At 70.5% G+C, this 25,566-nt stretch carries 27 protein-coding genes; 9 read left to right on the top strand and 18 right to left on the bottom strand.

Going from position 1 to position 25,566, the window contains the following annotated elements; translation table 11 throughout:
- Positions 1–195 precede the first annotated feature (195 nt).
- Positions 196–582, top strand: coding sequence for a DUF427 domain-containing protein (locus JKJ07_RS25415; protein ID WP_202994273.1), 387 nt, complete (start codon positions 196–198; stop codon positions 580–582).
- 31 nt (positions 583–613) lie between these two features.
- Complete coding sequence (locus JKJ07_RS25410) at positions 614–1,549, top strand: alpha/beta hydrolase family protein (RefSeq protein ID WP_202994272.1); 936 nt, start codon at positions 614–616, stop codon at positions 1,547–1,549.
- On the opposite strand, the gene JKJ07_RS25405 is transcribed toward JKJ07_RS25410, so the two are convergent.
- The 4 genes from JKJ07_RS25405 to JKJ07_RS25390 all read right to left on the bottom strand — a co-directional run bounded on the left by JKJ07_RS25405 (position 1,489) and on the right by JKJ07_RS25390 (position 5,650).
- Positions 1,489–2,481 carry a TIGR03617 family F420-dependent LLM class oxidoreductase gene (locus JKJ07_RS25405; protein ID WP_202994271.1) on the bottom strand — a complete coding sequence of 331 codons (993 nt, stop codon included), beginning with the start codon at positions 2,479–2,481 and terminating at the stop codon, positions 1,489–1,491. The two genes, JKJ07_RS25410 and JKJ07_RS25405, sit on opposite strands and share 61 nt — an antisense overlap.
- 7 nt (positions 2,482–2,488) lie before the next feature.
- On the bottom strand, positions 2,489–3,745 hold the full coding sequence (locus JKJ07_RS25400) for a hypothetical protein (protein ID WP_202994270.1): 1,257 nt from the start codon (positions 3,743–3,745) through the stop codon (positions 2,489–2,491).
- A 371-nt stretch (positions 3,746–4,116) separates the two neighbouring features.
- Positions 4,117–4,761, bottom strand: coding sequence for an RICIN domain-containing protein (locus JKJ07_RS25395; protein WP_202994269.1), 645 nt, complete (start codon positions 4,759–4,761; stop codon positions 4,117–4,119).
- A gap of 25 nt (positions 4,762–4,786) precedes the next feature.
- Positions 4,787–5,650, bottom strand: coding sequence for an alpha/beta fold hydrolase (locus JKJ07_RS25390; protein ID WP_236029861.1), 864 nt, complete (start codon positions 5,648–5,650; stop codon positions 4,787–4,789).
- Between the two features lie 54 nt (positions 5,651–5,704).
- On the opposite strand from JKJ07_RS25390, the gene JKJ07_RS25385 reads away from it, so the two are divergent.
- A complete protein-coding gene (locus tag JKJ07_RS25385; RefSeq protein WP_202994267.1) occupies positions 5,705–7,588 on the top strand; it encodes an AfsR/SARP family transcriptional regulator in 1,884 nt (627 codons plus the stop codon).
- Between the two features lie 4 nt (positions 7,589–7,592).
- Here JKJ07_RS25385 and JKJ07_RS25380 read toward each other — a convergent pair whose 3' ends face one another.
- Both JKJ07_RS25380 and JKJ07_RS25375 read right to left on the bottom strand, forming a co-directional pair.
- Positions 7,593–8,240, bottom strand: coding sequence for an SRPBCC family protein (locus JKJ07_RS25380; RefSeq protein ID WP_202994266.1), 648 nt, complete (start codon positions 8,238–8,240; stop codon positions 7,593–7,595).
- The gene (locus JKJ07_RS25375; protein WP_202994265.1) at positions 8,233–8,586 is read right to left on the bottom strand and encodes an ArsR/SmtB family transcription factor; all 354 of its coding nucleotides are present in this window, start codon (positions 8,584–8,586) and stop codon (positions 8,233–8,235) included. Before JKJ07_RS25375 ends, JKJ07_RS25380 begins: the two co-directional genes overlap by 8 nt.
- Positions 8,587–8,705: 119 nt before the next feature.
- On the opposite strand from JKJ07_RS25375, the gene JKJ07_RS25370 reads away from it, so the two are divergent.
- From JKJ07_RS25370 to JKJ07_RS25360, 3 genes are all read left to right on the top strand, one after another.
- Positions 8,706–9,575 (top strand): alpha/beta fold hydrolase, encoded by an 870-nt coding sequence (locus JKJ07_RS25370; RefSeq protein WP_202994264.1) that lies wholly within the window; start codon positions 8,706–8,708, stop codon positions 9,573–9,575.
- Positions 9,576–9,935: 360 nt separating this feature from the next.
- Positions 9,936–10,436, top strand: coding sequence for an LURP-one-related family protein (locus tag JKJ07_RS25365; RefSeq protein WP_202994263.1), 501 nt, complete (start codon positions 9,936–9,938; stop codon positions 10,434–10,436).
- 12 nt (positions 10,437–10,448) lie between these two features.
- The gene (locus JKJ07_RS25360; RefSeq protein ID WP_202994262.1) at positions 10,449–11,195 is read left to right on the top strand and encodes a sulfite exporter TauE/SafE family protein; all 747 of its coding nucleotides are present in this window, start codon (positions 10,449–10,451) and stop codon (positions 11,193–11,195) included.
- Positions 11,196–11,332: 137 nt separating this feature from the next.
- On the opposite strand, the gene JKJ07_RS25355 is transcribed toward JKJ07_RS25360, so the two are convergent.
- Positions 11,333–11,641, bottom strand: a complete 309-nt coding sequence (locus tag JKJ07_RS25355; protein WP_202994261.1) for a hypothetical protein — start codon at positions 11,639–11,641, stop codon at positions 11,333–11,335.
- Between the two features lie 501 nt (positions 11,642–12,142).
- Here JKJ07_RS25355 and JKJ07_RS25350 point away from each other — a divergent pair.
- Entirely contained in the window at positions 12,143–12,574 is a 432-nt protein-coding gene (locus tag JKJ07_RS25350) for a cytidine/deoxycytidylate deaminase family protein (RefSeq protein WP_202994260.1), read from the top strand.
- 18 nt (positions 12,575–12,592) lie between these two features.
- Here JKJ07_RS25350 and JKJ07_RS52450 read toward each other — a convergent pair whose 3' ends face one another.
- Genes JKJ07_RS52450 through JKJ07_RS25340 form a run of 3 tightly spaced genes read right to left on the bottom strand, consistent with a single transcriptional unit; the run spans position 12,593 to position 14,568 of the window.
- On the bottom strand, positions 12,593–12,691 hold the full coding sequence (locus JKJ07_RS52450) for an MFS transporter small subunit (protein ID WP_438871440.1): 99 nt from the start codon (positions 12,689–12,691) through the stop codon (positions 12,593–12,595).
- Positions 12,688–14,076 (bottom strand): OFA family MFS transporter, encoded by a 1,389-nt coding sequence (locus JKJ07_RS25345; protein ID WP_202994259.1) that lies wholly within the window; start codon positions 14,074–14,076, stop codon positions 12,688–12,690. The genes JKJ07_RS52450 and JKJ07_RS25345 overlap by 4 nt, the downstream gene beginning before the upstream one ends.
- A 9-nt stretch (positions 14,077–14,085) precedes the next feature.
- Positions 14,086–14,568, bottom strand: a complete 483-nt coding sequence (locus JKJ07_RS25340) for a MarR family transcriptional regulator (protein ID WP_307834402.1) — start codon at positions 14,566–14,568, stop codon at positions 14,086–14,088.
- Between the two features lie 70 nt (positions 14,569–14,638).
- On the opposite strand from JKJ07_RS25340, the gene JKJ07_RS25335 reads away from it, so the two are divergent.
- Positions 14,639–14,995, top strand: coding sequence for a hypothetical protein (locus tag JKJ07_RS25335; protein WP_307834401.1), 357 nt, complete (start codon positions 14,639–14,641; stop codon positions 14,993–14,995).
- Here JKJ07_RS25335 and JKJ07_RS25330 read toward each other — a convergent pair.
- From JKJ07_RS25330 to JKJ07_RS25305, 6 genes are read right to left on the bottom strand one after another with little or no spacing between them, the layout of a single operon-like run.
- Complete coding sequence (locus JKJ07_RS25330; protein ID WP_202994257.1) at positions 14,973–15,404, bottom strand: hypothetical protein; 432 nt, start codon at positions 15,402–15,404, stop codon at positions 14,973–14,975. The two genes, JKJ07_RS25335 and JKJ07_RS25330, sit on opposite strands and share 23 nt — an antisense overlap.
- A gap of 29 nt (positions 15,405–15,433) precedes the next feature.
- Positions 15,434–16,258, bottom strand: coding sequence for an ABC transporter permease (locus tag JKJ07_RS25325; RefSeq protein ID WP_202994256.1), 825 nt, complete (start codon positions 16,256–16,258; stop codon positions 15,434–15,436).
- Complete coding sequence (locus JKJ07_RS25320; RefSeq protein WP_202994255.1) at positions 16,255–17,133, bottom strand: ABC transporter permease; 879 nt, start codon at positions 17,131–17,133, stop codon at positions 16,255–16,257. Before JKJ07_RS25320 ends, JKJ07_RS25325 begins: the two co-directional genes overlap by 4 nt.
- The gene (locus JKJ07_RS25315) at positions 17,130–18,176 is read right to left on the bottom strand and encodes an ABC transporter ATP-binding protein (protein WP_202994254.1); all 1,047 of its coding nucleotides are present in this window, start codon (positions 18,174–18,176) and stop codon (positions 17,130–17,132) included. The genes JKJ07_RS25320 and JKJ07_RS25315 overlap by 4 nt, the downstream gene beginning before the upstream one ends.
- Positions 18,173–19,372 (bottom strand): extracellular solute-binding protein, encoded by a 1,200-nt coding sequence (locus tag JKJ07_RS25310; protein ID WP_202994253.1) that lies wholly within the window; start codon positions 19,370–19,372, stop codon positions 18,173–18,175. Before JKJ07_RS25310 ends, JKJ07_RS25315 begins: the two co-directional genes overlap by 4 nt.
- Before the next feature lie 5 nt (positions 19,373–19,377).
- Positions 19,378–20,403, bottom strand: coding sequence for a LacI family DNA-binding transcriptional regulator (locus JKJ07_RS25305; protein ID WP_202994252.1), 1,026 nt, complete (start codon positions 20,401–20,403; stop codon positions 19,378–19,380).
- Positions 20,404–20,590: 187 nt separating this feature from the next.
- Between JKJ07_RS25305 and JKJ07_RS25300 the strand changes: the two genes are divergently transcribed.
- Entirely contained in the window at positions 20,591–23,452 is a 2,862-nt protein-coding gene (locus JKJ07_RS25300) for a hypothetical protein (protein ID WP_202994251.1), read from the top strand.
- Positions 23,453–23,725: 273 nt separating this feature from the next.
- On the opposite strand, the gene JKJ07_RS25295 is transcribed toward JKJ07_RS25300, so the two are convergent.
- The gene (locus tag JKJ07_RS25295; protein WP_438871439.1) at positions 23,726–24,577 is read right to left on the bottom strand and encodes an aldo/keto reductase; all 852 of its coding nucleotides are present in this window, start codon (positions 24,575–24,577) and stop codon (positions 23,726–23,728) included.
- 10 nt (positions 24,578–24,587) lie between these two features.
- Complete coding sequence (locus JKJ07_RS25290) at positions 24,588–25,439, bottom strand: helix-turn-helix domain-containing protein (RefSeq protein ID WP_202994250.1); 852 nt, start codon at positions 25,437–25,439, stop codon at positions 24,588–24,590.
- Between the last annotated feature and the right edge of the window lie 127 nt (positions 25,440–25,566).

Genomic DNA, 25,566 nt, shown 5'->3' with positions numbered 1-25,566 from the left:
CCATCACGTCGTTTCGAGCGGTATGCGGCAACAGCGTCCTTTGGGCCGTTCGGTTGAGGTAGGGATGGATATAGGTTCCGAAAACCGTGGCGAGGCTGACGCCGCGCTCGCGGTATGCGCCACGCGCAGCGGGAATGGTGGTGTGTGAGAGCGGATTGAGTTCAGAGCAGACCGCAGAGACCTCAAGGAGTTGTCATGTCCGACCGTCCCGAGCTGGTTCCCGGTCCCGACCACCCCATCACCATCACGCCCAGCACCGCCCACATCGTGGTGAAGGTGGGCGGCAAGGTCGTCGCGGACACCCACAGCGCGCAGACGTTGCAGGAGTCGAACTATCCGCCGGTGCCGTACATCCCGATCGGCGACGTCGACCGGTCGCTGCTCGAGCGCACGTCCACCACGACCTACTGCCCGTACAAGGGTGACGCCAGCTACTACTCGATCCCGGCCGGCGGCGAGAAGTCCGTCGACGCCCTCTGGGTCTACGAGGATCCGCGCGAGGCCGTGGCGCAGATCAAGGACCACGTGGCGTTCTACCCCGACCGGGTCGACTCGATCGAGGTCACAGCCGCGCCACAGTGAAACCACAGCCCCGCGCGGCAGCGTGAGGCGAGTGCGTAGACGAACACTGTTGCTCAGCATGTCGGCGGCCGCGGCCGGAGGACTCGCGGTGAAGGCGGGGCAGGCCTCGGCCGCCGAACGGACCGTGCTCTCGTCGACCAAGAACTCGACGCTGCCGGCCCGGCCCGTGACCCCGTACGTGCCCCGGACCGGCCGGGCGCCCGGCGGGGTCAGGACCGTCGGGCGGCACGACTTCTCGTTCGCGCGTGACGGCCGGGCCCTGCCGACCCGCGTCTGGTATCCGGTCGGCCACGGCCCCTACCCCGTCGTGCTCTTCAGCCACGGCCTGCACTCCAAGCCCGACGACTACGCGGCGCTGCTGGTCAGCTGGGCCCTCGCCGGGTTCGTGGTGGCGGCCCCGAGCTACCCTCACACCTCGCTCGGCACGTCCAGTTTCAACGCGTACGACCTGGTCAACCAGCCCGAGGACGCGTCGGAGGTGCTCACCCGCATCGTCGAGCGCAACACCTCGGGCGGCGGGCCGCTGCGGGGCAAGCTCGACACCTCCCGGCTGGCCGCGGCCGGGCACTCGGGCGGCGGCATCACCACGGCCGGCCTGTTCAGTGCCCACCGCGACGAGCGGCTCTCGGCCGGCATCCTGATCGCCGGAACCGACTTCCTGGGTACGCCGTTCACCGGCCCCGCCGCGGCCGTGCTGCTCGTGCACGGCCGCGCGGACACCTCGGTCAAGTACTCCGCGGCGCGTACGGTCTACGAGGCGGTTCCCTGGTCACGGGCGATGCTGTCGATCACCGAGGGCGGCCACCAGACCACGAACGCCGATTTCGCCGCGGTCAGCGGGACCACGGCGGCGTTCCTGCGGTGGAGCTTCTACGGCGGCGCGCCCGCGCTGGAGGAGGCGGCGGCTCAGGGCTCGGTCGCGACGCTGGACGACGAGCTCGCCTTGACCGCGGGGTCGATCTCGTAGGGCGTGTAGAGCGAGATGCGGCCGACCAGCCCGGCGAACCGTTCGCGCAGCGCCGCCCCGCCGGTGACGGCGAACGTGTCGAGCACGTCGTCGCTGATCAGGGCGGTCATCTCGTCCCAGGCCTGCCTGCGGGACAGCTTGTTGAGCTGGTCGGCCAGCTCGCCCCAGCCGTGCATGTCGAGCACCGCTCGATAAGCGGGCGTGGAGGCGTAGAAGGCGATCTGGCCCTTGACCGCCTGCTCGGCCCGGGATCGCTCGGCCTCGGTCTCGCCCAGCACGACCATGGCCGACAGGCAGACCGTGAAGTCGTCGAGGCTGCCGCCGCGGGCCTCGCGCAGCGCCGGCAGGGTTCGCTGCCTGAGATAATCCGCGCTGGTCAACGGGTGCACGAGCAGCCCGTCGGCGACGCGCCCGGCGGTCCTGGTCATGTGCTCGCCCACCGCGGCCACCAGCACAGGCGGATTCCCGTACGGGTTGGGGCCGGGGTTGAAGAAATCGGTCATCAACGTGTGCCGGTAGAACTCGCCGCGAAAGGCCAGCCGCTCGCCGCCCCACGCCGCCCAGATGGCCCGCACCGCCCGCACGAACTCCTCCATGCGCGCGGCCGGCTTGCCCCACGGCATCGCGAACCGGCGCTCGATGTGCGCCTGCACCTGGGAACCGAGGCCCAGCTGGAAGCGGCCCTCGCTGATCAGCTGCAGGTCGTTGGCGAGCACGGACACATTCATCGGGTTGCGCGAGAAGGCGACCGCGATGGCCGACTGCAGGGTGATGCGCTCGGTGGCCCGGGCCGCCAGGGCGAGCGCCGGGAAGACGTCGTGCTTCGTCTCGGCGGCGGCGAAACCGTCGTACCCGTCCCGCTCGGCGGTCACCGCGGCCGACTCGACCTGGATCGGCGTGGCCGCGACATCGGCGGCGAAATCAACCAGCATGCCTCAGCTATAGCACCTGCTGCCGGACCCACTTCACACACGCCCGGTCGACCGTGGCGAAGGGGACCCCGTACGCGTCCCGGGCGGCCTGGTCGAGCTCGTTGTCCTGGGTCAGCACGAGCCGCACGAACGTGAAGAGCTTCTGATCGCCGTACTTCTCGGCCATGCAGTCGACGGCCAGGTGACTCAGTCCGTAGAACGCGTCACCTGCTCTGGCGGCCGCTTCGGGGCCGGGCTGGGCCGGGACCATGCTCTTTTGAGACTTCTTTTCCAGGGCCCACCGCACGCTTCCGCGCCGCAGCGTCTTGCCACCGCCGACCGGCCACCAGCCGATGTATTCGGCGATGCCCTCGCTCAGCCACGTGTCCTCGGCGGCGTCGGCCCGGTAGGCGCCGGACAGCGTCACGACGTGGCCGAGCTCGTGCTGCAGGGCCACCCGGAGCATGACCGGGTTGTCGTCCAGCTCCTTCATCCGCAGCATGACGTCGATGCCGTACATGTTGAGCGGGATGGCGAGGCCGATCGCCCAGTCGCTCTCCTCGCCGCCGTACCAGGAGCGCCACTGGGCCTCGCCGGCCAGATAGATACGGTAGCGGGACTGCTGCGTGCCGATCAGGGCCGCGTAACGGTCGTCGACCCGGGCCGCCGCCTCGGCCAGCGGCAGCACCCGCTCGAGATAGTCACGCTGCGAGGGCGCGGCGAACAGGGTCACCCGGCTGCCGCGCAACGCGACCAGCTCACCGTTCTCCCACGGCGCGGGCCGGCGCGGATCCTCGCTCGGGCCCGGGGCGGCGGTGCTGATCACGTAACGCCCGGCGACCTGACGCATGATGAGGCGCTGCTCGATGTGCGGCGGGCCCTGCCACTCGCTGCCCGGCTTGCCGGGGCACATGTCGGTGCCGAGGCAGTATTTGACCTCGGTGCGGAAGGAGACCGCCGTGGGGTTGCCCTTGACCGGCTGCCCCACGCCCGTCTCGTAGTCGAAGCGGGTCACCTCGAGGGCCCGCAACGAGCGGAACATGTTGCGGTAGCGGGTCTTCAGCGGCGTGTCGACGGCCGCCAGCCAGCCCTGCTCGTCCCCCGCGACCAGGGCCTCGGCGTGCTTCTCGAGGGCGGCCAGGGCCTGGTCGAAGGGGGTGGCCGGCTTGCTCGGCCCGGCCCCGGCGGCGATCGCGACCCGGGGACGCTCGGGCCGCGAGATCACCAACCCGACCGTGAGGAGCAGGACGCCGACAACGAGCGTGGCGGTGAAAGCGCGGCGCATGGACGTCCCGTCTCGTCAGGGGCTGAGAGGGCATCCAACCAAACACACCACGGTGGAATCCATCCCCATCACCACAATCCCTGACGGGCGCAACACGATCACGCTCCGTTGGTCTTGATCTTCCCTCCGCCTGTACGGCCATCCCCAACCCCCGCCCACCACGGGGAGTCGGCGCTGACGCTACCCCGCTGTCAAGCCGACGGGTGGGGTTGTCCACAGCCGCGGAGTTGTCCACAGGCGGCCGGGAAGCGACTTGCGAGCGCGGGAGCCACTTGTACGCGCGGGCGAATTTTGAACGCGCGGGCGGCTTTCGCTGGCGCGCGGCCACTTTGCGAGCGCAGGTGGGCTCGGCCACTTGCAAGCGCAGCCGGCTACTTGCCGGTGCGGGTTGTCCCGATGAAGGGCAGGCCGACGACGCGGACGGTCCAGCGGCGGGTGCCTTGGTTGCCGGCGCAGGAGTCCTGGACAGCCACGCCACTTTGGATCTGCAGGCACTTTCCCGTACGGGTGTTGACGACCTTGGCGGTGTCGCCGGGGGCGTCGCGCAGTTGCCAGCGGCGGGACGGGACGGCGGCGCACGGGGCCAGGCCGGCTCGGGCGCCGGGGGTGGTGGTGGCACCGGGCATCGTCAGGCAGCGGTTGGCTCGGACGCTGAGGATCTCGAACGTGCCGGTGGCGTCGGCGGGGCGGAAACGCCAGCGGTACGGGTCGGTGGTCGCGCAGGGCAGCTCGGTCAGCTCGGCGGTCAGGCACCAGCGGCTGGCCGCGTTGATCAGCTGGAAGTCGAGGCCGACGAGGTCGACGGGGGCGGCGTTCTCGGGCTTGCCTCGTACGACGTCGCCGCCGGGCGCTTTGCGGGCGGTCACCTCGCCGGCGGCCGGGGCGGGCAGCGGCAGGGAGGCCGGGGCGGGCCTATCGGTCAGCGGCGGGGAGGCCTGGGCGGGCGCGATCGGCATGAGCAGGGCGGGGAGGGTGGCGGTGACCAGGGCCGTGAGGAAGGCGGAGCTGCGACGCATGACCGCCACCCTATCCGATTTGTCGTTATTGTCGGTTAGCCGGGCGCGCCAGCAGCGTCCGCAGCTCCTTGGCGACCAGGTCAGGGGCTTCCTCGGCCATGAAGTGCCCGCAGGTGACCGGCACGTGCCGAAGGTCGGGCGCCCACGCCCGCCACAGGGCCGCGGCGTCGAAGCCCAGCTGAGAACCCCAGTCCTGTTGGAGAACGGTCACCGGCATCGTCAGGGTGCGGCCGGCGGCCCGGTCCGCCCGGTCGTGGTCGAGGTCGACGCCGGCCGAGGCCCGGTAGTCGGCCACGATCGACGGGACGGCGTTGCGGCAGGCCTCCAGATACCGGGCGCGCACGTCGGGCGGGATGGCGGCCGGGTCGCGGGTCCACAGGTCGAGGAAGTAGCCGAAGAAGTCGTCGGCCGACGCGGCGATCATGCGCTCGGGCAGGCCTGGCGGCTGGGCCATCAGATACAGGTGGAAGCCGACCGCCGCGGACTCGCCGTGCATGACGTTCCACATGTCCAGGGTCGGCAGCACGTCGAGCGAGGCCAGATGGGTGACGTGGGCCGGGTGGTCGAGGCCCGCCCGGATGGCGACCAGCGCACCCCGATCGTGCCCGGCCAGCGCGAACTGCTCGTGACCGAGCGCCTGGGCGAGCCGGACGATGTCGCGCGCCATCGTGCGCTTGGAGTAGTCGCCGGCCGGCTTGTCGCTGGCGCCGTAGCCGCGCAGGTCCGGGCAGATCACGGTGTGGTCGGCGGCCAGGTCGGCGGCCACGTGCCGCCACATCAGGTGGGTCTGGGGGAAACCGTGCAGCAGGACGATCGGGCGGCCGGAGCCGCGCACGGTCACGAACAGTTCGACGTCGTCGTCCACGCGCACTTTGTGCTGTTCAACCATGTCACCGAGCATGGGGTGCGCGAATGAGCAACCGATGAGCGTTACCGTTGCGCGGTGACTGTCGGTTTCGGGGTGCTGGGCCCGGTCACGGCCTGGGACGAGCAGGGACGGCCGATTCCGCTCAAGGGTCCCCGGCACCGCGCGGTGCTGGCCCGGCTGGTCGTCGCCAAGGGCCGGGTCGTCCCGGTCGGGCACCTGGTCGACGATCTCTGGCCGGTGCCGCCCGAGGGTGCGGTCTCCGCCGTACGGACGTTCGTCGCCGCCCTGCGCCGCGCGCTCGAACCCGATCGCCCGCCGCGCACTCCCCCGGCCCTGCTGGTCACCGAGGGGCCGGGCTACGCGTTGCGCGCGACGGACGTCGACTCCTGGCGGTTCGAGCAGTTGATGCGCACCAACGCGCAAGAAGCGCTCAGTTTGTGGCGCGGTCCCGCCTACGCCGAGTTCGCGACCGAGCCGTGGGCGCACGCCGAGCGCTCCCGGCTGACCGAACTGCGCCTCCGTACGGTCGAACTGCTCGCTGGTGAGCGACTCGCGCAGGGCCGGCCCGCCGAGGCGATCGCCGACCTGGACGCGCACGTGATCGAGCATCCGTGGCGCGAGGACGCGTGGCGCCTGCTCGCCCTGGCCCTGTATCGCGACGACCGCCAGGGTGACGCCCTCGCCGTCCTGCGCACCGCCCGCGACAAGCTGACCGGCCAGCTGGGCCTGGATCCCGGCCCGGCCCTGGCCCGGCTGGAGACCGACATCCTGCGCCGGGCCGGTCACCTGGACTTACCCCGGCCCGATCCGGCAACTCGCGAGCACGCCGCGGCACCCGGTCGACCGGCAGCGGGGGCCGAAGCTCTCTGGGCCTCGGCGGCGGCCGACTACGACCGGATCGTCGCGGCGGGGGCTCGGAAGCGGCTCGACTCGACCGTGGGGCTGCTGCGGGATCTGGCCGTGACCGGGGGCGGCGGCTTGGAGGCGGCGCGGCGGCATCGGGTGGCTGCCGTTGCCGCGGCCGAGGAGCTCGGCGACCCCGCGTTGACGGCTCGGGTGATCGGCGCCTACGACGTGCCGGCGATCTGGACGCGATCGGACGATCCCGAGCAGGCTGCGCTCATCGTGGCGGCGGCGAAACGCGCACTTCCGGGCCAGGAGGGGGCGGCGAAGGCTCGGCTGCTGACGACCGTCGCGCTCGAGTCGCGGGGCGCGGTCGGGGGTGCGTACGGGCGGGAATGTGCGCACCAAGCGATCAGGATCGCGCGCTCATTGGACGATCCGGGACTGCTCGCCTTTGCCCTGAACGGACAGTTCATGCAGAGCTGCTACCGCTGCGGGCTGGCACCGGAACGGGATGCGATCGGGGCCGAGTTGCTCGGGATCGCGCGGCGGCACGGCCTGACGACGTACGAGGTGCTCGGGCATTTGATCCGGATGCAGGCGCGCGCCGGGAGCGGGGACTTCGACGGCAGCGACGAGCACGCGCGGGCGGTCGACGGGCTGGCCGAGAAGCACGAGATCCCGCTGGTGGCGGTGTTCACCGGGTGGTATCGGGCGATGCGCGACCCGTCGGAGGCGGCCTATCGCGCGGCCGCGGCCAGGCTGGACGGCGCGGGGATGCCGGGGCTCGAGGACGGTCTGCTGCCGCTGGCCTTGCTCTGCCTGGGGATCGTGAGCGAAGAGCATTTCGGCCCGTACGAGCCGTGGGCGCGCCCGCATCTGCTGCTGGCGGCCGGGGATCGGGCCGGGGCGCGGGAGGCCCTGCGCACGGTTCCGGAGCCGCCGGCCGATCTGCTGTCCGAGGCGTTGTGGGCGCTCACCGCGCGGGCCGCGCTCAATGTGGACGACCGTTTGATGCTCGAACGTGCGCGAGTTGCGCTCGCACCCGCGCGCAGCCAGATCGCCGGCGCCGGCAGTGGGGTGCTCACCGCCGGGCCGGTCGACGACTATCTGTGACGCGTCAGCCCTCGGCGCCCGGGCCGGTTCCGGTGTAGAAGGCGTACGTGCGCTCGCCGGCCTCCTTGGCCGCCTGCTCGTCGGTGCCCGCGGCGATCGACGCTCGCACCCACAGGTCGCTCGACTGGCGCAGGAACGACTGCCCCTCCGGCGTCTCGTGCCAGGTCGCCATCACCACGGGATCGAGGACCGCCGACGGGTCGGTCAGGTGATTGGCCAGGCCGAGCAGCCCCATGTCCCAGCCCACGCCGGTCGCGCCGGGGCCGAACTGGTCCCACCACTCGTCGGCCACGTGCGCCACGTGCTCGAGCTCGAAGCGGGTGCCGTCGCCCTCGGGGGTCAGCCGCACCTCGATCCAGCTCACCTGGTCGGCGTATTCCCACGTGGCCGCGTACGCGGAAGGCTTGTCGCACTTGGTGATCGTGCCGCTCGCGTTGCCGGTGAGCTGATAGTGGCCGCCCTCCTTGAGCTCGCCCTCGACCGGCATGAACCAGCGGGAGATGCGCTCGGGGTTGGTGACCACGTCCCACAGGTCGTCGATGCCGGTCGGATAGACCTGGCTGATCGTGGAGACGCGGGCCTCGCCCGCCTCGAGCGTGCGGCTGCCCAGCTCGCGGCGGACCTGGCTGATCTGAGTGTCGACGTCAATCATCGGTTCTTCCCTCGTCTGCGAGTCGTCGCTGTCGTTTGCCCCGAGCCACCTCGGTGGCCATGGCGGCCAGGTGAGGAGCCCAGAAGCGCCGAAACCGTGCGAGCCACGCGTCCGCCTCGCGCAGCGCGGTGTCGTCGACCGCGTAGAGGCGGCGGGCCCCCTGCGGGCGCACGGTGGCGAAACCGTTGTCCCGCAACACCTTGAGATGCTGCGACACGGCCGGCTGCGAGATTCCGAACTCGGCGCGGATCACGTCGGTGACGGCCCCGGAGCTCTGCTCCCCCTCGGCGAGCAGCTCCAGAATCCTTCGCCGTACGGGATCCCCGAGTACATCGAACGCGTGCACGAGCCGTACGGTATCAGGTCGTGCTTATATAAGCTAGCGCTGATCCCGGTGGTTCCGCCGATGCCGAGTTCACCTTGATGCGGCATGCTGGGCACGAGCGAACGGGGAAGGGGACCACAGTGCCGGATGTGCGGGCCAACGGGATCGATGTGCGCTACGAGACGGTGGGGAGCCCGGACGACCCGGCGCTGCTGCTGATCATGGGGCTGGGGGCGCACCTCACCGACTGGCCCGCCGAGTTCTGCTCGCAACTGGCCGCGCGCGGGTTCCACCTGGTGCTCTTCGACAACCGGGACGCCGGGCTGTCGACGGCCTTCGACGAGCTGGGCCAGCCCGACCCCGCCGCGATCATGCGGGGCGACCTGACCACGGTTCCCTATCTGCTCGGCGACATGGCCGCCGACGCCGCGGGCCTGCTCAAGGAGCTGGGCATCGCGCGGGCTCACGTCGTCGGGGCGTCGATGGGCGGCATGGTGGCGCAGCAGCTGACGATCGACCACCCCGACCTGGTGGCCTCGCTCTGCTCGATCATGTCGACGACCGGCGACCGTACGGTGGGGCGGCCGACCCCGGAGGCGGCGGCCGCGCTCATGCGCCCGCCCGCCACCACGCGCGAGGAGATCCTGGCCGGCGCGATCGCCTCGTCCCGCGTGATCGGCTCCCCGGCGTACCCGGCCTCGGAGGAGTGGCTGCAGCAGCGGGCGGCCGCGAAGTTCGACCGCAGCTTCCGCCCGCAGGGCACACAACGCCAGTACGCGGCGATCCTCGCCTCCCCCGACCGCACGACCGCGCTGGCCGGGGTCAAAGTCCCGGCCGTCGTCATCCACGGCGAGGCCGACCCCCTGGTCGACGTGAGCGGCGGCCGGGCCACGGCGGCCGCCATCCCGGGCGCCGAGCTGCTGGTCATCCCGGGCATGGGCCACGACCTGCCGCAGGCTTTGTGGCCCACGATCATCGACGCCATCGTTGCCAACGCGGGCCGCGCCTGAGCAGGCTGGTCAGGCGGCCCCGGCCACCTCGTCCGGCGGCGAGCCCTCGAGCTTGGCGGCGGGCACCGGTGGGCTGAAGTGGTAGCCCTGGAGGAGGTCGACGCCGATGCCGGCCAGGGTGTGGGTGGTCCGGGCGCGGCCAGGTTGACCGCGACCGGCACCGGGCGGCCGTCCTCGTGCGAGCGGGCCGCCTGCCGGACGGCCCGGGCCAGCACGTCCTCGGTCAGCACCGAATCGAGGTAGGGCCGGTCGATCTCTCGAGGTGGCCCTTCTCCCCCGGTCCATCGGCCGGAGCGGGGCCCGGATGAGCGAACCCGGTCCGGCGGTGCGCCACACTCGCGGGCGCGGCAGAATCGGCGCATGTTTGTGATCCGAGAGAAGTTCTTCTCCATCGGCGGCGACTTCGACGTGCTCGACGAGCACGGCACCAAGGTGTTCCATGTCGACGGCAAGGTGCTCAGCGTCCGCGACAAGGTGGTGATCGAGGACGCGTCGGGCCAGGAGGTCGCGACGCTGCACCGGCATCTGGTGTCACTGCGCCCCACGTACGAGATCCGGATCGGCGGCGAGAAGGCGGCCGAGGTGCGCAAGAAGCTGTTCACGCCGTTCCGCGAGAAGTTCACGATCGACGTGCCCGGGCCGGACGACCTGGAGATGAAGGGCAACCTGCTCGACCACGAGTACGTGATCGAGCGCGGCGGCGAGGAGGTGGCCGCGGTCTCCAAGCGCTGGCTGACGATCCGGGACACGTACGCGGTGCAGATCACGGCCGGGGTGAAGCCGCTGCTGATCATCGGCGCCGTGCTCGCCCTGGACCTGGCCCTGGAGCGCGACAAGGAGAAGAAAGAGTCGTCGGATTAGCATGATCAGCTTATGGAGCTGTGGGAGATCTTCGCGCTGCTGGGTGGCGGGCTGGCCGCGGGCACGGTCAACGCCGTCGCCGGTGGCGGCTCGCTGATCACGTTCCCGCTGCTCGTGGGTCTGGGGCTGCCCGGCGTCGCGGCCAACGTGAGCAACGCGCTGTCGGTGGCGCCGGGCTACGCGGCCAGCGCCGTGGCCAGCCGGCCCGACCTGGTGGGGCAGGGCCGCCGGATCTGGACGATCGTGCCGACGATCATCGTGGGCACGCTCTGCGGCAGCGCGTTGCTGCTGTTCACGCCGCGGTCGGTGTTCGACGTCGTGGTGCCGTTCCTGCTGCTGCTCGCGGCCGCGATGATGGCCTTCCAGAACAGGCTGAAGGCGCTGGCCGGGCGGCGCGCGGGTGGCGGCTCCACCACATACGTGCAGGTGGCGGTGTTCTTGTGCGGCCTCTACGGGGGCTATTTCAACGCGGCGATGGGGTTGCTGCTGATCGCGGCGCTGGCGCTGGTGCTGGAGGAGCCGCTGCGCCGGATCAGCGCGCTCAAGAACGTGTTCTCGGCCGTGGTGGGCGCGACGACCGTGCTCACGTACAGCATCTTCGGGCCGGTGAACTGGGCGGTGGTGGGTGTGCTGGCCCCGGCCACGATCGTCGGCGGGGTCATCGGGGCCCGGATCGCCCGGCGCCTGCCGTCGGAAGTGCTGCGGTGGACGATCGTGGTGTTCGCTCTGATCGTGGCAGTCATCCTCTTCGTGGTGTGACCGTGCTGTCACCGGCCGCCCGCTAGGTTCGACGCATGCCCCACGCCGGGGCAGACGTTTCCGGCGCCGCGCTCGCCGGGATTCATCGTGCGCTACGCGATCGAGCGAGGGGTGGTGCCGGGCCGTGGGCAGAGTCGTCAGAAGCGCTCGTACGGGCGGTCATTGTCGAGTGCGGCCACGTCGAGGCGGACGCGGTTGCCGGTCAGGGCCGTGACCCGGCGCGCCATCGTGTGCCACTGCGCGCGGCTCAGGGCGTTGACGTCGAGCAGATGGCGGCGGTGGTCGCCCGGCACGTCGGCGTAGAGGGCGACGGCGCTGTCGTAGGTGGCGGTGTCCAGATACAAGGAGGTGATCGTGGGCCAGGGCAGGGAATGGAGCTCTCGCCAGCTCTGGGCGTAGCCGAAGCCGGGCAACTCCACGACGAGGCCGGCGGGGCTGAGCGTCACCCTCGGCGAGCTGGGACCGTTGCCGAACATCTCCGGCTGCGGTGGCGGAGCAGCGGTCGTCGTTGGGGGCGGCGGAGCAGCGGCCGTCGTTCGGGGCGGCGAAGCAGCAGTCGTCGTTCGGGGCGGCGGAACAGGGGTCGCTCTTCGGGGTGGCGGAACCGCGGTTGGTTGTCGAGCGGAGGTTGAGTTCTTGGTTCGCAAGGCGTAGAGCAGGCCGACGATCACGGTCGAGAGCAGGAGCGCTCCTGCCACCCAGATGAGGTCCATGTGTGCTCCCGCGGTGCGCTTGCCTCGAACGTCGCAGACGACGTCGCGGTTGGCAACCAGGGGAAGCGCTGTGCTCAGCCACCGGGAACATCCCGGCGGGCGGCGACGGCCTCGAGTGGCAGCGGCTGGGCCGCAGCGGCGGGGAGGGCACCGGTGCGGTTGTGGGAGGGGCTTCCTCGTACGGGGGCGTCGGGGGTTTATGGTTCTTGCTCGTCGCAAGCGGACTGGAGCAGCATGGATGACGACCGGTGGATGAGCCGCGCGGTGGAGCTGGCTCGTCGGTCGCCCCGGTCGTCGGCGGCGTTCGCGGTGGGGGCCGTGATCGTCGGGGCGGACGGGTCGGAGATCGCGTGCGGGTGGTCGCGGGACGTCGACCCGGTGGTGCACGCGGAGGAGTCGGCGCTGCTGCGGGCCCCGGGCGAGCTGACGGGGGCGACGCTTTACAGCAGCTTGGAGCCGTGTTCCAAGCGGGCGAGCCGGCCGGATGCCACGTGCACGAGCCTGATCATCGCGGCAGGGATCTCGCGGGTGGTCATCGCCTGGTACGAGCCTGATGTGTTCGTGACCTGTGAGGGTGTGGCGTTGCTGACGGCGGCGGGAGTCGACGTCGTGGAGCTGCCGGAGTATGCGGAGCGGGCGCGGGCCGTCAACAAGCATCTGTTGTGAGGCCCGCGCCGCATCGCGTTACTCGAAGAGCTTGGCTGCGGTGATGACGGTCTGGATGATGCCGTAGCCGAGCAGGATGGCCACCAGCAACCAGGACAGGACCAGGCGGGCGCTCATGCCGCGACCTCCTTTGCGCGAGACGGCTCGTGATAACGCTCTGGGACCGGGCGGATCAGCAGGTTGGCGATGAAGCCGACGGCCAGCACGCCGACCATCGTGAACAGGGCGGGCTGGTACGCCGACGAGGTCAGCGTGCCCGGTTTGCCCTCGGCGTCGAGGAAGCCGTTGATGATCAGGGGGCCGGCCACGCCGGCGGCGGACCACGCGGTGAGCAGGCGGCCGTGGATGGCGCCGACCTGGTAGGTGCCGAAGAGGTCGCGCAGGTAGGCCGGGACGGTGGCGAAACCGCCGCCGTAGAACGACAGGATGACGCCGGCCAGGAGGACGAACAGTGCCGTCGCGGCGTCGCCGACCACGGCCAGCAGCAGGTAGAGGACCATGCCGACGCCCAAATAGACCATGTAGATGGGCTTGCGGCCGATCACGTCGGAGGTGGACGACCAGGCGAACCGGCCGGCCATGTTGAACAGCGAGAGCACGCCGACGAAACCGCCCGCGGCGGCGACGCTGACGGTGGAGGTGCCGTTGTCGCGGAAGAAGTCCTGGATCATCGGGCTGGCCTGTTCGAGGATGCCGATGCCGGCCGTCACGTTGCAGAACAGCACGATCCAGAGCAGCCAGAACGACCGGGTCTTGATGGCGTTGGCGGCCGACACGCTCGCGGTGGTGACGAGCGGCTTCTCCTTGACCGAGGCCGGGTCCCAGCCGTCGGGCTTCCAGGTGTCGGCGGGCACGCGCATGTTGGCCACGCCGAACATCATGATGACGAAGTACGCGATGCCGAGCGTGAGGAACAGCGCCACGAGGGCCCCGCCGGAGGCGACCGACGTCGCGACGTTGGGGTCGTAGCCGTCGTCGTAGAACGAGAGCAGTTGGCGGGAGGCGGGGCTGGCGATCAGCGCGCCGCCGCCGAAGCCCATGATCGCCAGGCCGGTGGCCAGGCCGGGGCGGTCGGGGAACCACTTGATCAGGGTCGACACCGGCGAGATGTAGCCGATGCCGAGGCCGATGCCGCCGATCACGCCGTAGCCGAGATAGACCAGCCAGAGCTGCTTGGTGGCGATGCCGAGCGCGCCGACCAGGAAGCCGACGGCCCAGAAGCTGGCCGACACGAACATCGCCTTGCGCGGGCCGTTCTTCTCGACCCAGGTGCCGCCGACGGCCGCGGACAGGCCGAGCATGACGATGGCGATGCTGAAGATGATGCCGATCGCGGTTTGCGACGTTTCAAAGTGGGAGACGAACGAGTTCTTGTAAACGCTGGTCGCGTAGACCTGGCCGATGCACAGGTGCACCGACAGCGCGGCGGGCGGGATCAGCCAGCGGCTGAAGCCGGGCGGCGCCACGGAGTGTTCACGGTCGAGCCTGCTGAGGAGTGGCAAAGCGCCTCCCTACCCGGACGGGATGAATCGATCTTCATCGTCAACCCTGTCGAGTGGCCCGGCAAGTTGAGATTCAAACCTTTTGAGCGTCTCGACCACGAGCCGGCGCTGCCGAGGGTCGAGGGGGTCGAGCGCGGCCCGCCACGCGCGCGCCGACGGCGACAGCCATTCCTCGATCGCGGGGCGGCTGGCGGGAACGATGTCGACGATCCGGCGGCGGCGGTCGCGCTCGTCCGGGCGGCGCTCCAGCACGCCCTTGCGGCTCAGGTCGCCGACCAGCAGGCTTACCGTTGTCGGGGCCACGCCGAGGCGGCCGGCCAGCTCGGAGACGGTCTGCGGCCCGTCGAAGACAAGCAGCGCGAACAACGTCAGATGTCGGGGCGCGAGGTCAAGGGCGGCCAACTCCGCGGGCGGTGGGGTGCTCTTGGCCCGGCCGACGAGCCGCGGCATGAGCAGAAACAGCTCACGAACATCGTCGTCCGGCGTTGACACCCGCCCGCCTCCTAAATACCTTTGCTTGCAAAGCTATTTCACGGGGAGGCAAGACATGCCGCATCTGACCGTGTACGCCCGGGAGAACGATCTCGCCAGGCGTGAGGCCGAGCTTATCGGCGGTTTGATCGAGGCGGTCGTCGACGTCTACGGCGAGTGGGCCCGGGAGATCGCCGTCGTCATGCTGATCGGAGTGCCGGACAACCGATGGGGAGCGGCAACCCGCGCCCCGCGCGTGCAGTTCGGCATCAAGGAAGCCGCGTTCGAACAGCCCGACATGGTCGGACGGCTCGCCGCCGGGGTGACGGACGCGCTGGTCACCCAGTTCGGCGAGCAGACGCGGGCGGCCACCGAGATCGAGTTCGTCGGTACGCGCGACGAGCGCACCGCGACCGGCGGTGTTCTCAACGGTCGCGTCGGGACATGAAGCGGCGCCAGCCGTTGGTGCGCACTTCGACGCCGGGGGCGGCCCGGCCGACCGCGTCGGCGAAGTCGGTCATGCCGCGGCCGGACAGCACGGACCAGGAGCGGCCGTCGCGGCGGACGACCCGGATCATGTTGTCGCCCTCGGTGGCGCCGATCTCGGAGAGGTCGCCGAGTGGGATGTGATACCGCGCGAGCGGCGCCCGCAACCGCAGTTCGGTCTCGGTGAGGTCCATGCGCCAGATCAGGCGGGTCAGTACCCACAGCCACAGCAGCGGGATCGCGACCAGCAGGAACAGCAGCTCGACCCACCAGGCGGCGGCGTCGATGACGAACGCCATGACGATCCAGGTGACGCTGGCGATCAGCATCACCGGAACGACGAGCGCGGTCCACCGGTACCGGTAAGTCATAACGATCCACTACCCACAGAGGAGCGCTCTCAGTCCGGCTCGTCCTTGACGCGGGCCACGAGCTGGGTCGGGTTGACGAAGCGGAGGGCGGCCACCAGCAGCACCAGCATCGAGGACGTGTAGAGGACGGCCATCGCGTCGACCGACTGCTGGGCGCGGATCCCGGCGGCCGACATCGAGTAGTAGAGGGCCACCACCAGGGTCTGCGAGTCGGGGCCGGCGGTCAGGAACGTCAGCTCGAACATGCCGACCGTGCGCACCAGCACCAGGATCGAGGCGGCCAGGATGCCCGGCACGAGCAGGGGCGCAAGGATGCGGGCGAAGATCTGCCAGGTGCGGGCGCCGCACATGCGGGCGGCGCGTTCCACGGACTGGTCGATCTGCTCGATGAACGGGGTCATGGTCAGGATGACGAACGGGATCGACGGCACCAGGTTGGCCAGCACGACCCCGGCCAGGTGACCGGCGAAGCCGTATTTGTAGAGCACGGTGGCCAGCGGAATCCCGTACGTGATGGGTGGCATCAGGATCGGCAGCAGGAACAACAGGTAGACCAGGCGACGGCCGGGGAAGGATCTTCGCGCCAGCACGTACGAGGCGGGGACGCCGACCAGCACCGAGATGGCGACCACCAGCAGCGCGACCTCGAGCGTCACGACCAGCACCTGGAGCAGGCCGAACTCTTTCCAGGCGGAGGCGTACCAGTGGGTGGTCCAGCCCTGCGGCAGCCAGGTGTCGAACCAGCGGCGGCCGACCGAGTTGACCACGACCGCGCCGATCAGGGCGGCCAGGTTGATCAGGAAGAAGGCGACCGCGCCCCAGACGAGCCAGGCGCCCACGGTCAGGCGTCTCATCCCTTGCCTCCCGTCGAGCCGGTGTAGAACAGTGACCGCAGCCCCAGCACGACGGCCACCACCACGAGTTCGACCACGCCCATGATCACGGCGATGGCGCTGCCCAGCGGATAGTCGTAGGCCTCGTACGCGGCGTGGTAGGCGGCGATCGACACCACCCGCGTCGAGCCGGCCGGGTCGCCGACCAGCACCGCGGACGGGAACACGCTGAACGCCAGCACGAACGTGAGGCAGAACGTGGTGGCCAGGCCGGGCGCGAGCAACGGCAACGTGATTCGCGAGAACCGCTGCCACCGGCCCGCGCCCAGGGTCGCCGCCGCGCGTTCGAGGGTCGGGTCGATGCCGGACAGGTACGACAGGATCAGCAGGAACGCGAACGGGAACCCGGTGATGACGAGCGAGAAGAACACACCCCAGTAGTTGTTCGTCAGGCGTACGGGCTCATCGATCACCCCGATGGACATCAGCGCGCGGTTGAACCAGCCCGTCGGCCCGAGATAGTTGAGCAGCCCCTCGGCGGTCAGCACGGTGCCCAGCGTGATCGGCACGACGAGGATCGTGGTCAGGAACCGCTTGCCCCGGAACCGGCCGCGCATGAGATACGCGATCGGCACCGAGGCGGCCACGTTGAGGATCGCCGCGGGCAGGGCCAGCCCGAGCGTGGTGGCGATGGTGTCGCGCTGATACGCGTCGGTGAAGAACGCCCGATACGCCCCGAGCACTCCCCCGCTCGCCGGTTGGAAGGACAGCCCGATCCCGTACGCGAAGGGATAGACGAACAAAGCAAGCACGCAGGCCAGACCCGGTACGAGCAGCAGCAGTTGCCGGTCCACGCCGCGTTCGGCCAGCCGGTGCCGCAGCGCCGTGTCGCTCATGATGCGAACACCAGCACTCGGGAGGGCGCGGCCGTCACCGTGATCCGCTCCCCCACCGCCGGGCGTTCGAGGGCTCGCAAGTGCAGAGCAACCCCTTCCCCCGTACGGGCTTCGACCGCGAACTCCCGTCCCTGATACTCGACGACCTCGACCGTCACCGGCACTCCGTGCTCGCCGGCGAGCAGGTCCTCGGGCCGGATGCCCGCCACCACGTCGTCCCCGGGTGCGACGTCGCCGACCGCCGTGCCGTCGAGGGTCAGCCCCGCGCCGTCGACCGTGACCGTGGCCCCGTGCACCGCCTTCACCTTCATCGGCAGCAGGTTGCGGTAGCCCATGAAGTCGGCCACGTGCCGGTTCGCGGGCCGGTTGTGCAGCTCCTGCGGCGTGCCGATCTGCTCGACCCGCCCGTCGCGCAGCACGACGAGCCGGTCGGCCAGCGACAGCGCCTCCTCCTGGTCGTGTGTGACATACACGGTGGTCAGCCCGAGCGATTGATGCAGCCGGCGGATCTCCGTACGCATCTCCAGGCGCAGCTTGGCGTCCAGGTTGGACAGCGGCTCGTCCATCAGCACCAGCGCCGGTTCGAGCACGATCGCGCGGGCGATGGCGACCCGCTGCTGCTGGCCGCCGGAGAGCTGACCGGGCAGCTTGGCCGCGTGCTCCTCCAGGCGGACGAGCTTGATCGCCTCGTCGGTGCGGCGGCGCACCTCGTCGCGGGGCAGCCGGCGCATCTGCAGGCCGAACGAGACGTTCCGGCGTACGGAAAGGTGGGGGAAAAGCGCGTAGTTCTGGAACACCATGCCGAAGCCACGGCGCTCGGGCGGCACGGTGTCGAGCCGGGTCTCGTCCTGCCAGATGCTGCCCTCGCTCAACGGCAGCAGCCCGGCCAGGCAGTTCAGCGCGGTCGACTTGCCGCAGCCGGACGGGCCCAGCAGGGCGATGAACTCGCCCCGCCGGATCGTCAGGCTCAGCCCGGTCAGCGCGTCGCGGCCGCCGAAGCGCCGCCGCACCCCGTCCAGGCGCAGCTCGGCGAAGTCGCTCACTTCTTCACCTTCGCGCCGCCGATCTCGCGGTCCCACCGGTCGAACGCGGCCACCAGCGACTTCGCGTCGAGCGGCACCTCGAGCGGGTTGCTCGCGATGAGCTGCTCGTATTCGGGCCGCCCGTATTCGGCCAGCGCCTTCTGACTCTCCTCGGGCGCCATGCTCAGGGTGACGTCCTTGAGCGCGGGCCCCGGATAGAAATACCCCTGGTCGTACGCCTTGGCCTGTTGCTGCGGCGTGAGCATGTCCTTGAGCAGGTTGAGGATGGCGGCCTGCTTGCCGGTGGGCACCCCGCGCGGGATCACGGCGTAGTGGGCGTCGGTGACCCAGTGGAAGCCCTCCAGGGTCTGGACCTTGGCCTCCTTGGGCACCGTGCCGAGCACCCGCGGGTTGATGTCCCAGCCGGTCGTGCTGGCGATGATCTTCGCCGAGCCGTTGGCCAGGTTCTTCATCGTCTCCGAGGTGCTCGACGGGTAGAGCGTGACGTACTTGTTGAGTTCGGCCAGGTAGGCCCACGTCTTGGCCCAGCCGTTGACCGGGTCCTTGGGGTCGGAGTCGCCGAGCAGGTAGGGCAGGCCCATCAGGAACGTACGGCCGGGTCCGGAGTTGGACGGGCGGGCGTACTGGACGGCGCCGGGGTTGGCTTTCGCGTACGCGAGCAGTTCCTGCGCGCTCTTCGGCGGCGTCGGCACCTTGCCGGGCAGGTATTCGAGCAGCGGCCCGGACGGGTAGTAGGTGATCGTGACGCCGAAGTCCCCGGCCAGCTTCTGCATGGCCGCGGCGCCCTCCTGGTAGTCGTTCATGCCGGGCAGGCGCGCCGCGTGGGTGGGCAGCAGCGGCGTCCACAGGCTCTGGTCGATGCCCGCGGCCAGCCCGTCGACGCCGGTCAGCACGAGGTCGATGTCGACCCGGCCCGCGCTCTGCTGCGCCTTGATCTTGCCGACCAGCTCGGGGGCGGTGGCCTTGGAGTAGGTGACCTTGCTGATCTGGTCACCGTTCTTGCTGACGAAGTCGTCGATCATGCCCTGGGTGAGCTGAAGGTTGCCGGCCACGTCGAGGATGTTGATCGTGACGGCGTCGTCGGGTTTCTCGGGGACGGGGCCGTCGGTGGCGCCGCCACCGTTCGGGGCGTCAGGAGCGCCGCAGGCGGCGAGCAGGAGGACGGCGGCGGCGGTCGCGAAGCGGGTTCTGATCATGGCGGTTACCCTTCCGCGGGGCCGGTGGAGCCCCGGACGATCAGTTGGGTGGGGAGTTCTCGCTTTTCCTTCCGTTCTTGCAGCAGGAGGTCGACCGCGGCCCGGCCCGCCGGTCCCTTCGGGAGCGCGACGGTGGTCAGGGCGGGGTGAACCATCGCGCCGAGCGGGATGTCGTCGAAGCCGAGCACGCTGAGGTCGCCCGGCACCCGTACGCCGCGGGCCGCGCAGCGGTGCAGCAGGCCCAGTGCGACCAGGTCGTTGTACGCGATCACGGCGGTCACGCCGGCCGCCAGCACGCCGTCGGCCGCCGCGACCCCGCCCTCGAACGTGGGCGTGACGCTGCCCATTTCGACGAGTTCGCATTTCGCTGCCGCGCTGACTTTTCCTTCCGCGCTGGCCCTGCCTGCCGGGCTGCCGTTCCCTGCCACGTCCCGCCCTACTGCGCGGAGCGACTTCACCCTTTCGCGGTTGGCCCACGAGGAGCGCGGCCCGGCCACGTACGCGATGCGCTGGTGCCCGAGGGCGGTGAGGTGGCTGATCGCCTGGCGCATGCCGTCGAGGAACGCGGCCGTGACGCTCGGGGTGCCGGGGATGCGACGGTAGACGAGCACGATCGGGATGTCGGCGGCCAGCGCGCGCAGCTCGGCCTCCGGCATCCGGGGTGAGCAGAGCACGACGCCGTCGACTTGTTTGGCCAGCTTGCGCACGAGCCCGGCCTCGGCCGCCGGGTTCTCGTCGGTGTCGGCCAGGAAGACCGCGTGATCGGCCTCGTGGGCGCGGGCCTGCACGCCCTTGACGATGCCGGGAAAGAACGGATTGGCCAGGTCTGGAACGAGCAGACCCAGATTTCCCGTACGCCCGGTGATCAGCCCCCGGGCGGCGCGGTTGGGCTGATAGCCGAGGGTCTTCGCGGTCTCGAGAACGCGTTCACGGGTCGCGGCCCGCACCACGTCGGGCATGGACAGCGCCCGCGTCACCGTGGCCACCGAGACACCGGCCGCCCGCGCGACGTCCTTGATGGTCACTGCCACCGGGCCAGTCTTGATTTCCGGAGGATCGGCGGTCAAGACATAGACCATGATCATTGCGTATGGCGCTGAAAACCTTTACATCCGTGCTCATCGGGCCGGGCCTCATCTGGCCAGTAAGCGGCTCGACACCGAGCCGTAGGGCCGTTCGGGCGAGCAGAAGAACGACAGCGATGATCTACAAATAGGCATGCGTCGTCTCGTGGTCGTGGTCGTGCTGCTGGCACTGGGCGCCGGGATGGCGTACGGGTTGAATGCGGGACTGCGCCTGTCGTGGGAGCCGGTGCAGGTAATGCCGGAGCCGTCGGCCGTTGCGCCGGCGCGGCCGCTGGTCGAGCCCGCGGTCGGAGCGGTGACGATGAACCGGCGTACGGGAAGGCTTGACCTCGCGGCCCGCGCGGTGACGGCAGCCGGCGGCGGGGACGGCGTGCTCAAAGTCGTGGTCACCGGTGACGGCTCCGACGAGTCGTACCGGCTCGATGGGTTGACCCTGACAGCCGCGACCGAGGCCGGAGCTGCGGCCGGGCTTTACGACGTGGCCGACGCCCTGCGCTCCAAGCGCGCGCTACCGTCGGGCCGCGTGGCGCCCGCGCTCGGGTTGCGGCTGACCGACGCGGGCTCGGTCGGGCGGGAGCCGGAACCGTGGGACACCACTGACTATTCACTCAACACCGACATCGTGACCGGCGCGCTGCTCCCGTCCGCGCCCTGGGTCGACGCGGCGGCGGTCGAGCGGATCGGGGCGCAGTTCCGGCAGTTCATCGACCATTCGGCTGCGCAGGGCTACAACGGCGTGGTCATCCCCGGGTTCCTCGAATACGTGACGTTCGACGGCCACGGCGTCTACTCCCCCGGCGACCCGCATCTCGATCGCGCGCGGGCGATGGTGTCGGCGTTCCGGCCGGTCTTCGAGTACGCGGCACGGATGGGTATGCGGGTCTACTTCATGACCGACATGCTGGCGTTGTCGGAGCCGCTCGACGCCTATCTGGCCCGCCGGGACGACCCGTGGCCGATCTATCAGGCCGGGCTGCGCGAGCTGTTCGCGAGCATGCCGTTCGCGTCGGGCCTGATGATCCGCGTGGGCGAGGGCGGGTCGGCCTATCGCGCGCCCGGCTGGGACTACTTCTCACGGATCGCGGTGACCACGCCCGCCCAGGTGCGGGCGATGCTGCGCGCGTTCCTGGCCGTCGCGGCGGAGACGGATCGGGACATCATCTTCCGGACGTGGACCGTCGGCGTGGGCGCGGTCGGCGACCTGCACACGAACCCCGACTCGTACGGAGAAGTGCTCGGGGATCTCGACGACCCGCATCTGATCGTCTCGACGAAGTTCACGCTCGGCGACTTCTACAGCCATCTGCCGCTCAACTCGACCCTCTTCTCGGGCGGCCAGCGCCGCATCGTGGAGTTTCAGGGGCGGCGCGAGTTCGAGGGGTTCGGCTCGCTGCCCAACGATCTCACCGCCCTGCACGCGTACGCCCTCCGCGAGCTCATGGCCCGCAACCCGCGCATCGAGGGCGTGTGGCTGTGGACGCAGGACGGCGGGCCGCTGCGGGCCGGGCCCCGGACGTTGTATCTGCGGACGGGCTTCTGGCAGCTGTACGACCTCAACGCGTACGGGATGGGTCGTCTCGCCCGGAACCCTGCCACCGAACCCGCCTCGATCACGGCCGACTGGGTGCGCCGCACGTTCTCGGACGACCCGGCGACCGTGGCCGCGCTGTGCCGCATGTTCGCGCTGACCCGCGAGGCCGTCACGAAGGGCCTGTACCTCACCCCCTACGCCGACAACTCCGTCAAGGCCCTCGGTCTCGAACCCCCGCCCATGATGTGGATCTTCGAGTGGGACATCGTCACCGGCGACTCCGCCGTGCTGAACAGCATCTACGCCATCGGCCGCGACGCCGTCGACCACACCATCGCCGACGGCCACCGAGCCGTGACCCTGGCCCGATCCCAACGCGCGCTCGTCTCCGCGACCCCCGCTTCCCGCTGGTATGACCCAGCGCTGCGCACCCAGTTGCTGGACGCCCTCGACTTCCAGGCCGACCTCTACGGCACCCTCGCCTCCTACCGCGAGATGTTCCTGCGCCGCGCCCAATGGCTCGACACCGGCTCGTCCTCCGCCCGCGCCCGGTGGCAGTCCGCCGCCGCCGAGTTCTCGGCCGCCCGCGATGCCCACGTGGCCCGCTACGGTGACCGTCTCGACCTGCCGGCCTACAACTTCACCGCCGCCGACCTGGGCTCGGAACGCTTCGACCGCGACCCGCTGATGGCCTGGCTCGCCCGCGCCCTGCTGGCCCTGCTCCTCCTCTCGCTTCTCATCCCTTCCCTTCGCACCCTCTGGCGCGCCGCGCTCATGCCCTGGCGGGCCGCATCCGTTCCCCGCTACGCCCTCCTGTTGCCCGCCGGTGTCCTCGTGCTGAGCCGCGGCATCCTCACGTGGTTCGCCGCCCCCGCCCACCTGATCGTCACGCTGGGCTGCTGGGCGCTGTTCGCCCTCGCTTGCTTCATCCTGGTCAAACGTTCCCCGTACGCCCTCCTGACCGTCCTCGGCGGCGTCGCGCTCCTCCGCTGCGCCCTCCTGCTGGCCGTCCTCTCCGTACGCGGCCCCGGCTACTACTGGTTCGCCTTCTGGACCTCCCCCACCGCCCGAAGCCTCTACGTCACCATCGGCTTCGCCCTGTTCGCCTGGCTCTTCGTCGCCACCGCGGCCGTGCTGCGCACCGCCTACGACTGGTCCCGCCCCCGCGCCCTCGGCGCCGTCACCTTGGCGGCCGGCCTCCCGGTGCTCTTCCTCGGCGCGTTGCTGTGGTCGCTGGGCCTGGAACGCTCCCTCACCGTCTGGAACGACCAGCTGGCCCTGCTCCCCTGGGGCCTGCACCGCATCCTCGGCATCGTCACCTACCTCGACATCCCGACTTCCCTCCCGCTCTGGCTAACCGCCCTCGGCGCCACCCTGACCCTGCTGGGCACCGCCTTCATCACCACCCTGCGCCCATCGCTGACCCTGCCCAGCCGCCCGCCATCACCCTCCGCCCAACGCTGACCGACCCTGCCCCGCCGCCGCTGAGCTCCGGCGTGCGATGCGGGCCAAGGTAACCGATCCGGCGACCCCGATTCGGGTTATCCACAATGGCGGGTTATCCACAGGGGCGCACCTGAAGATCGCTCGGAGCTGCGATAATGGGAGTGGCGGGGGACCCCCTGGGAGGGCGGGTACTGCGGTTGGGGAGCTGTGGGGTGACCGCGCGACGCATCGCTGGACATGCTGCGGCGCGGGCTCGACAAAGCCGAAGCCCGCGCTGCGAGATGACAGCCGTCAGGAGCGGCTGATCGCCGCCACCTCGGCCGGGGTCAGTTTCAGGCCGGCCGCCGCCACGTTCTCCTCCAGGTGGGTGGCCGAGCCGGTGCCCGGGATCGGCAGGATCTGCGGCGAGCGAGCCAGCAGCCAGGCCAGCACAACCTGATGCGGCGTCACGCCGTACTTGGTCGCGGCCTCCTGCACGGCCGTATTGCTCTCGTGATTTTGGATCGGGGCCCACGGCAGGAAGACGATCTGTTCCTGCTCGCACAGGTCGACCAGCGATTCCGACTTGCGGTCGTCCACGTTGTAGCGGTTCTGCAGCGACACGATCGGCGTGATGCGCTGGGCCGCGCGCAGCTGGTTCTCGTCGAAGTTCGAGACGCCGACGTGGCGGATCTTGCCCTCGTTCTTGAGCTCGGCGATCGCGCCGATCGACTCCTCCAGCGGCACCTTCGGGTCGACCCGGTGGAACTGGTAGAGCGGGATCTGGTCGAGCCGCAACCGCCGCAGGCTGCCCTCGAGCGCCGACCGCAGATGCTCCGGCCGCCCGTCCGGCACCCACTGGCCCGGCCCGGGTCGCGTCAGCCCGCCCTTGGTCGCGACCACCAGATCTTCCCCGTACGGATACAACGCCTCGGCGATCAGCGTCTCGCTCACATCCGGCCCGTACGAGTCGGCCGTGTCGATGAAGTTGACGCCCAGCTCGACCACGCGCCGCAGCACCGCCTTGGCGTCGTCGCGGCTCTTCGGGTCGCCCCAGATGCCGTCCCCGGTGACCCGCATGGCTCCGTAGCCGAGGCGGTTGACCGTGATGTCCCCGCCGACGTCGATCGTTCCCGCCGTGCCCGCGTTCGGTGTGCTCACCACTGAGCTCCTCTCAAAGACCAAGCCCGACGGTACGCCGCAACTCTGACAACTTCCGCTCGGAGGAGCTGCCCGGCTCGGCGTGGAACAGGATCAGCAGCTGGTCGTCGTCCTCCGCCGGCCGCAGCACGGTGTCGCGAAGCAGCAGGTCACCGAGGCGAGGGTGAGCCAGCCGGACCAGGCCCAGCGAGCGTTCCCGTACGGGGTGAGCCGACCACAACGCGCCGAACTCGGGGCTGGCCGTGGACAACTCGCCGACGAGCGCCTCGATCTGCGGGTCGCCGGGGTGGCGGGCCTGCGACGTGCGGAGCCGGCCGACGATGTCGCGCGCCTGTACGGCCCACTCGGCGAACCGGCCACGCACCTTGTCGTCCAGGAACAGCAGTCGCGCCCAGTTGGCCGAGCCGTCCTCGGCCCACGGCGTCTCGAACGGCAGGTGGTCGGCGAACACGGCGTGGGCCAGCCGGTTCCAGCCGAGCAGGCTCATCGAGCGGCCGAGCACCCCGACCGGCGTCTCCTGGATGGTCCGGAGCACGAGCTGCAGGGTGTCGGCGAGCTGCTCGGGCTCGGTGGTCTCGCGCCCGGCCCGCGACAACCGATACATCTGGGCGCGGTCCTCCTGGTCGAGCCGCAGCGCGGTGGCGATCGCCTCCAGCACACTGGCCGAGGCGGTGACGGCGCCCTGCTCGATGCGCGTGTAGTAGGACACGCTCACCCCGGCCAGCAGGGCGAGCTCTTCGCGGCGGATGCCCGGCACCCGGCGCCGGCCGTAGCTCGGCATCGCCAGCAGCCCCGGGTCGAAGGCGCCGCGCCGGCTGCGCAGGAACTCCCCCAGCGCCACGTTTCTGTCCCGCGCGCTGACCACCGCTGCGCTCCTTCCGGCCGGGTGGCCGAAGTGTACGGCGGCGAGGCCCGGCCAGTCTTGTCCAGATCGGGCCGTGGATACCCAGAACTCAGTGCTGGCTGGGCCCGCGGGCGCCGTCCAGGCTGAA

It is taken from the genome of Paractinoplanes lichenicola (genome assembly GCF_016785085.1).
Classification (GTDB): Bacteria; Actinomycetota; Actinomycetes; order Mycobacteriales; family Micromonosporaceae; genus Actinoplanes; species Actinoplanes lichenicola.
The sequence above is the reverse complement of the archived record's forward strand: the minus strand, read 5'-3'. Positions and strand labels throughout refer to the sequence as shown.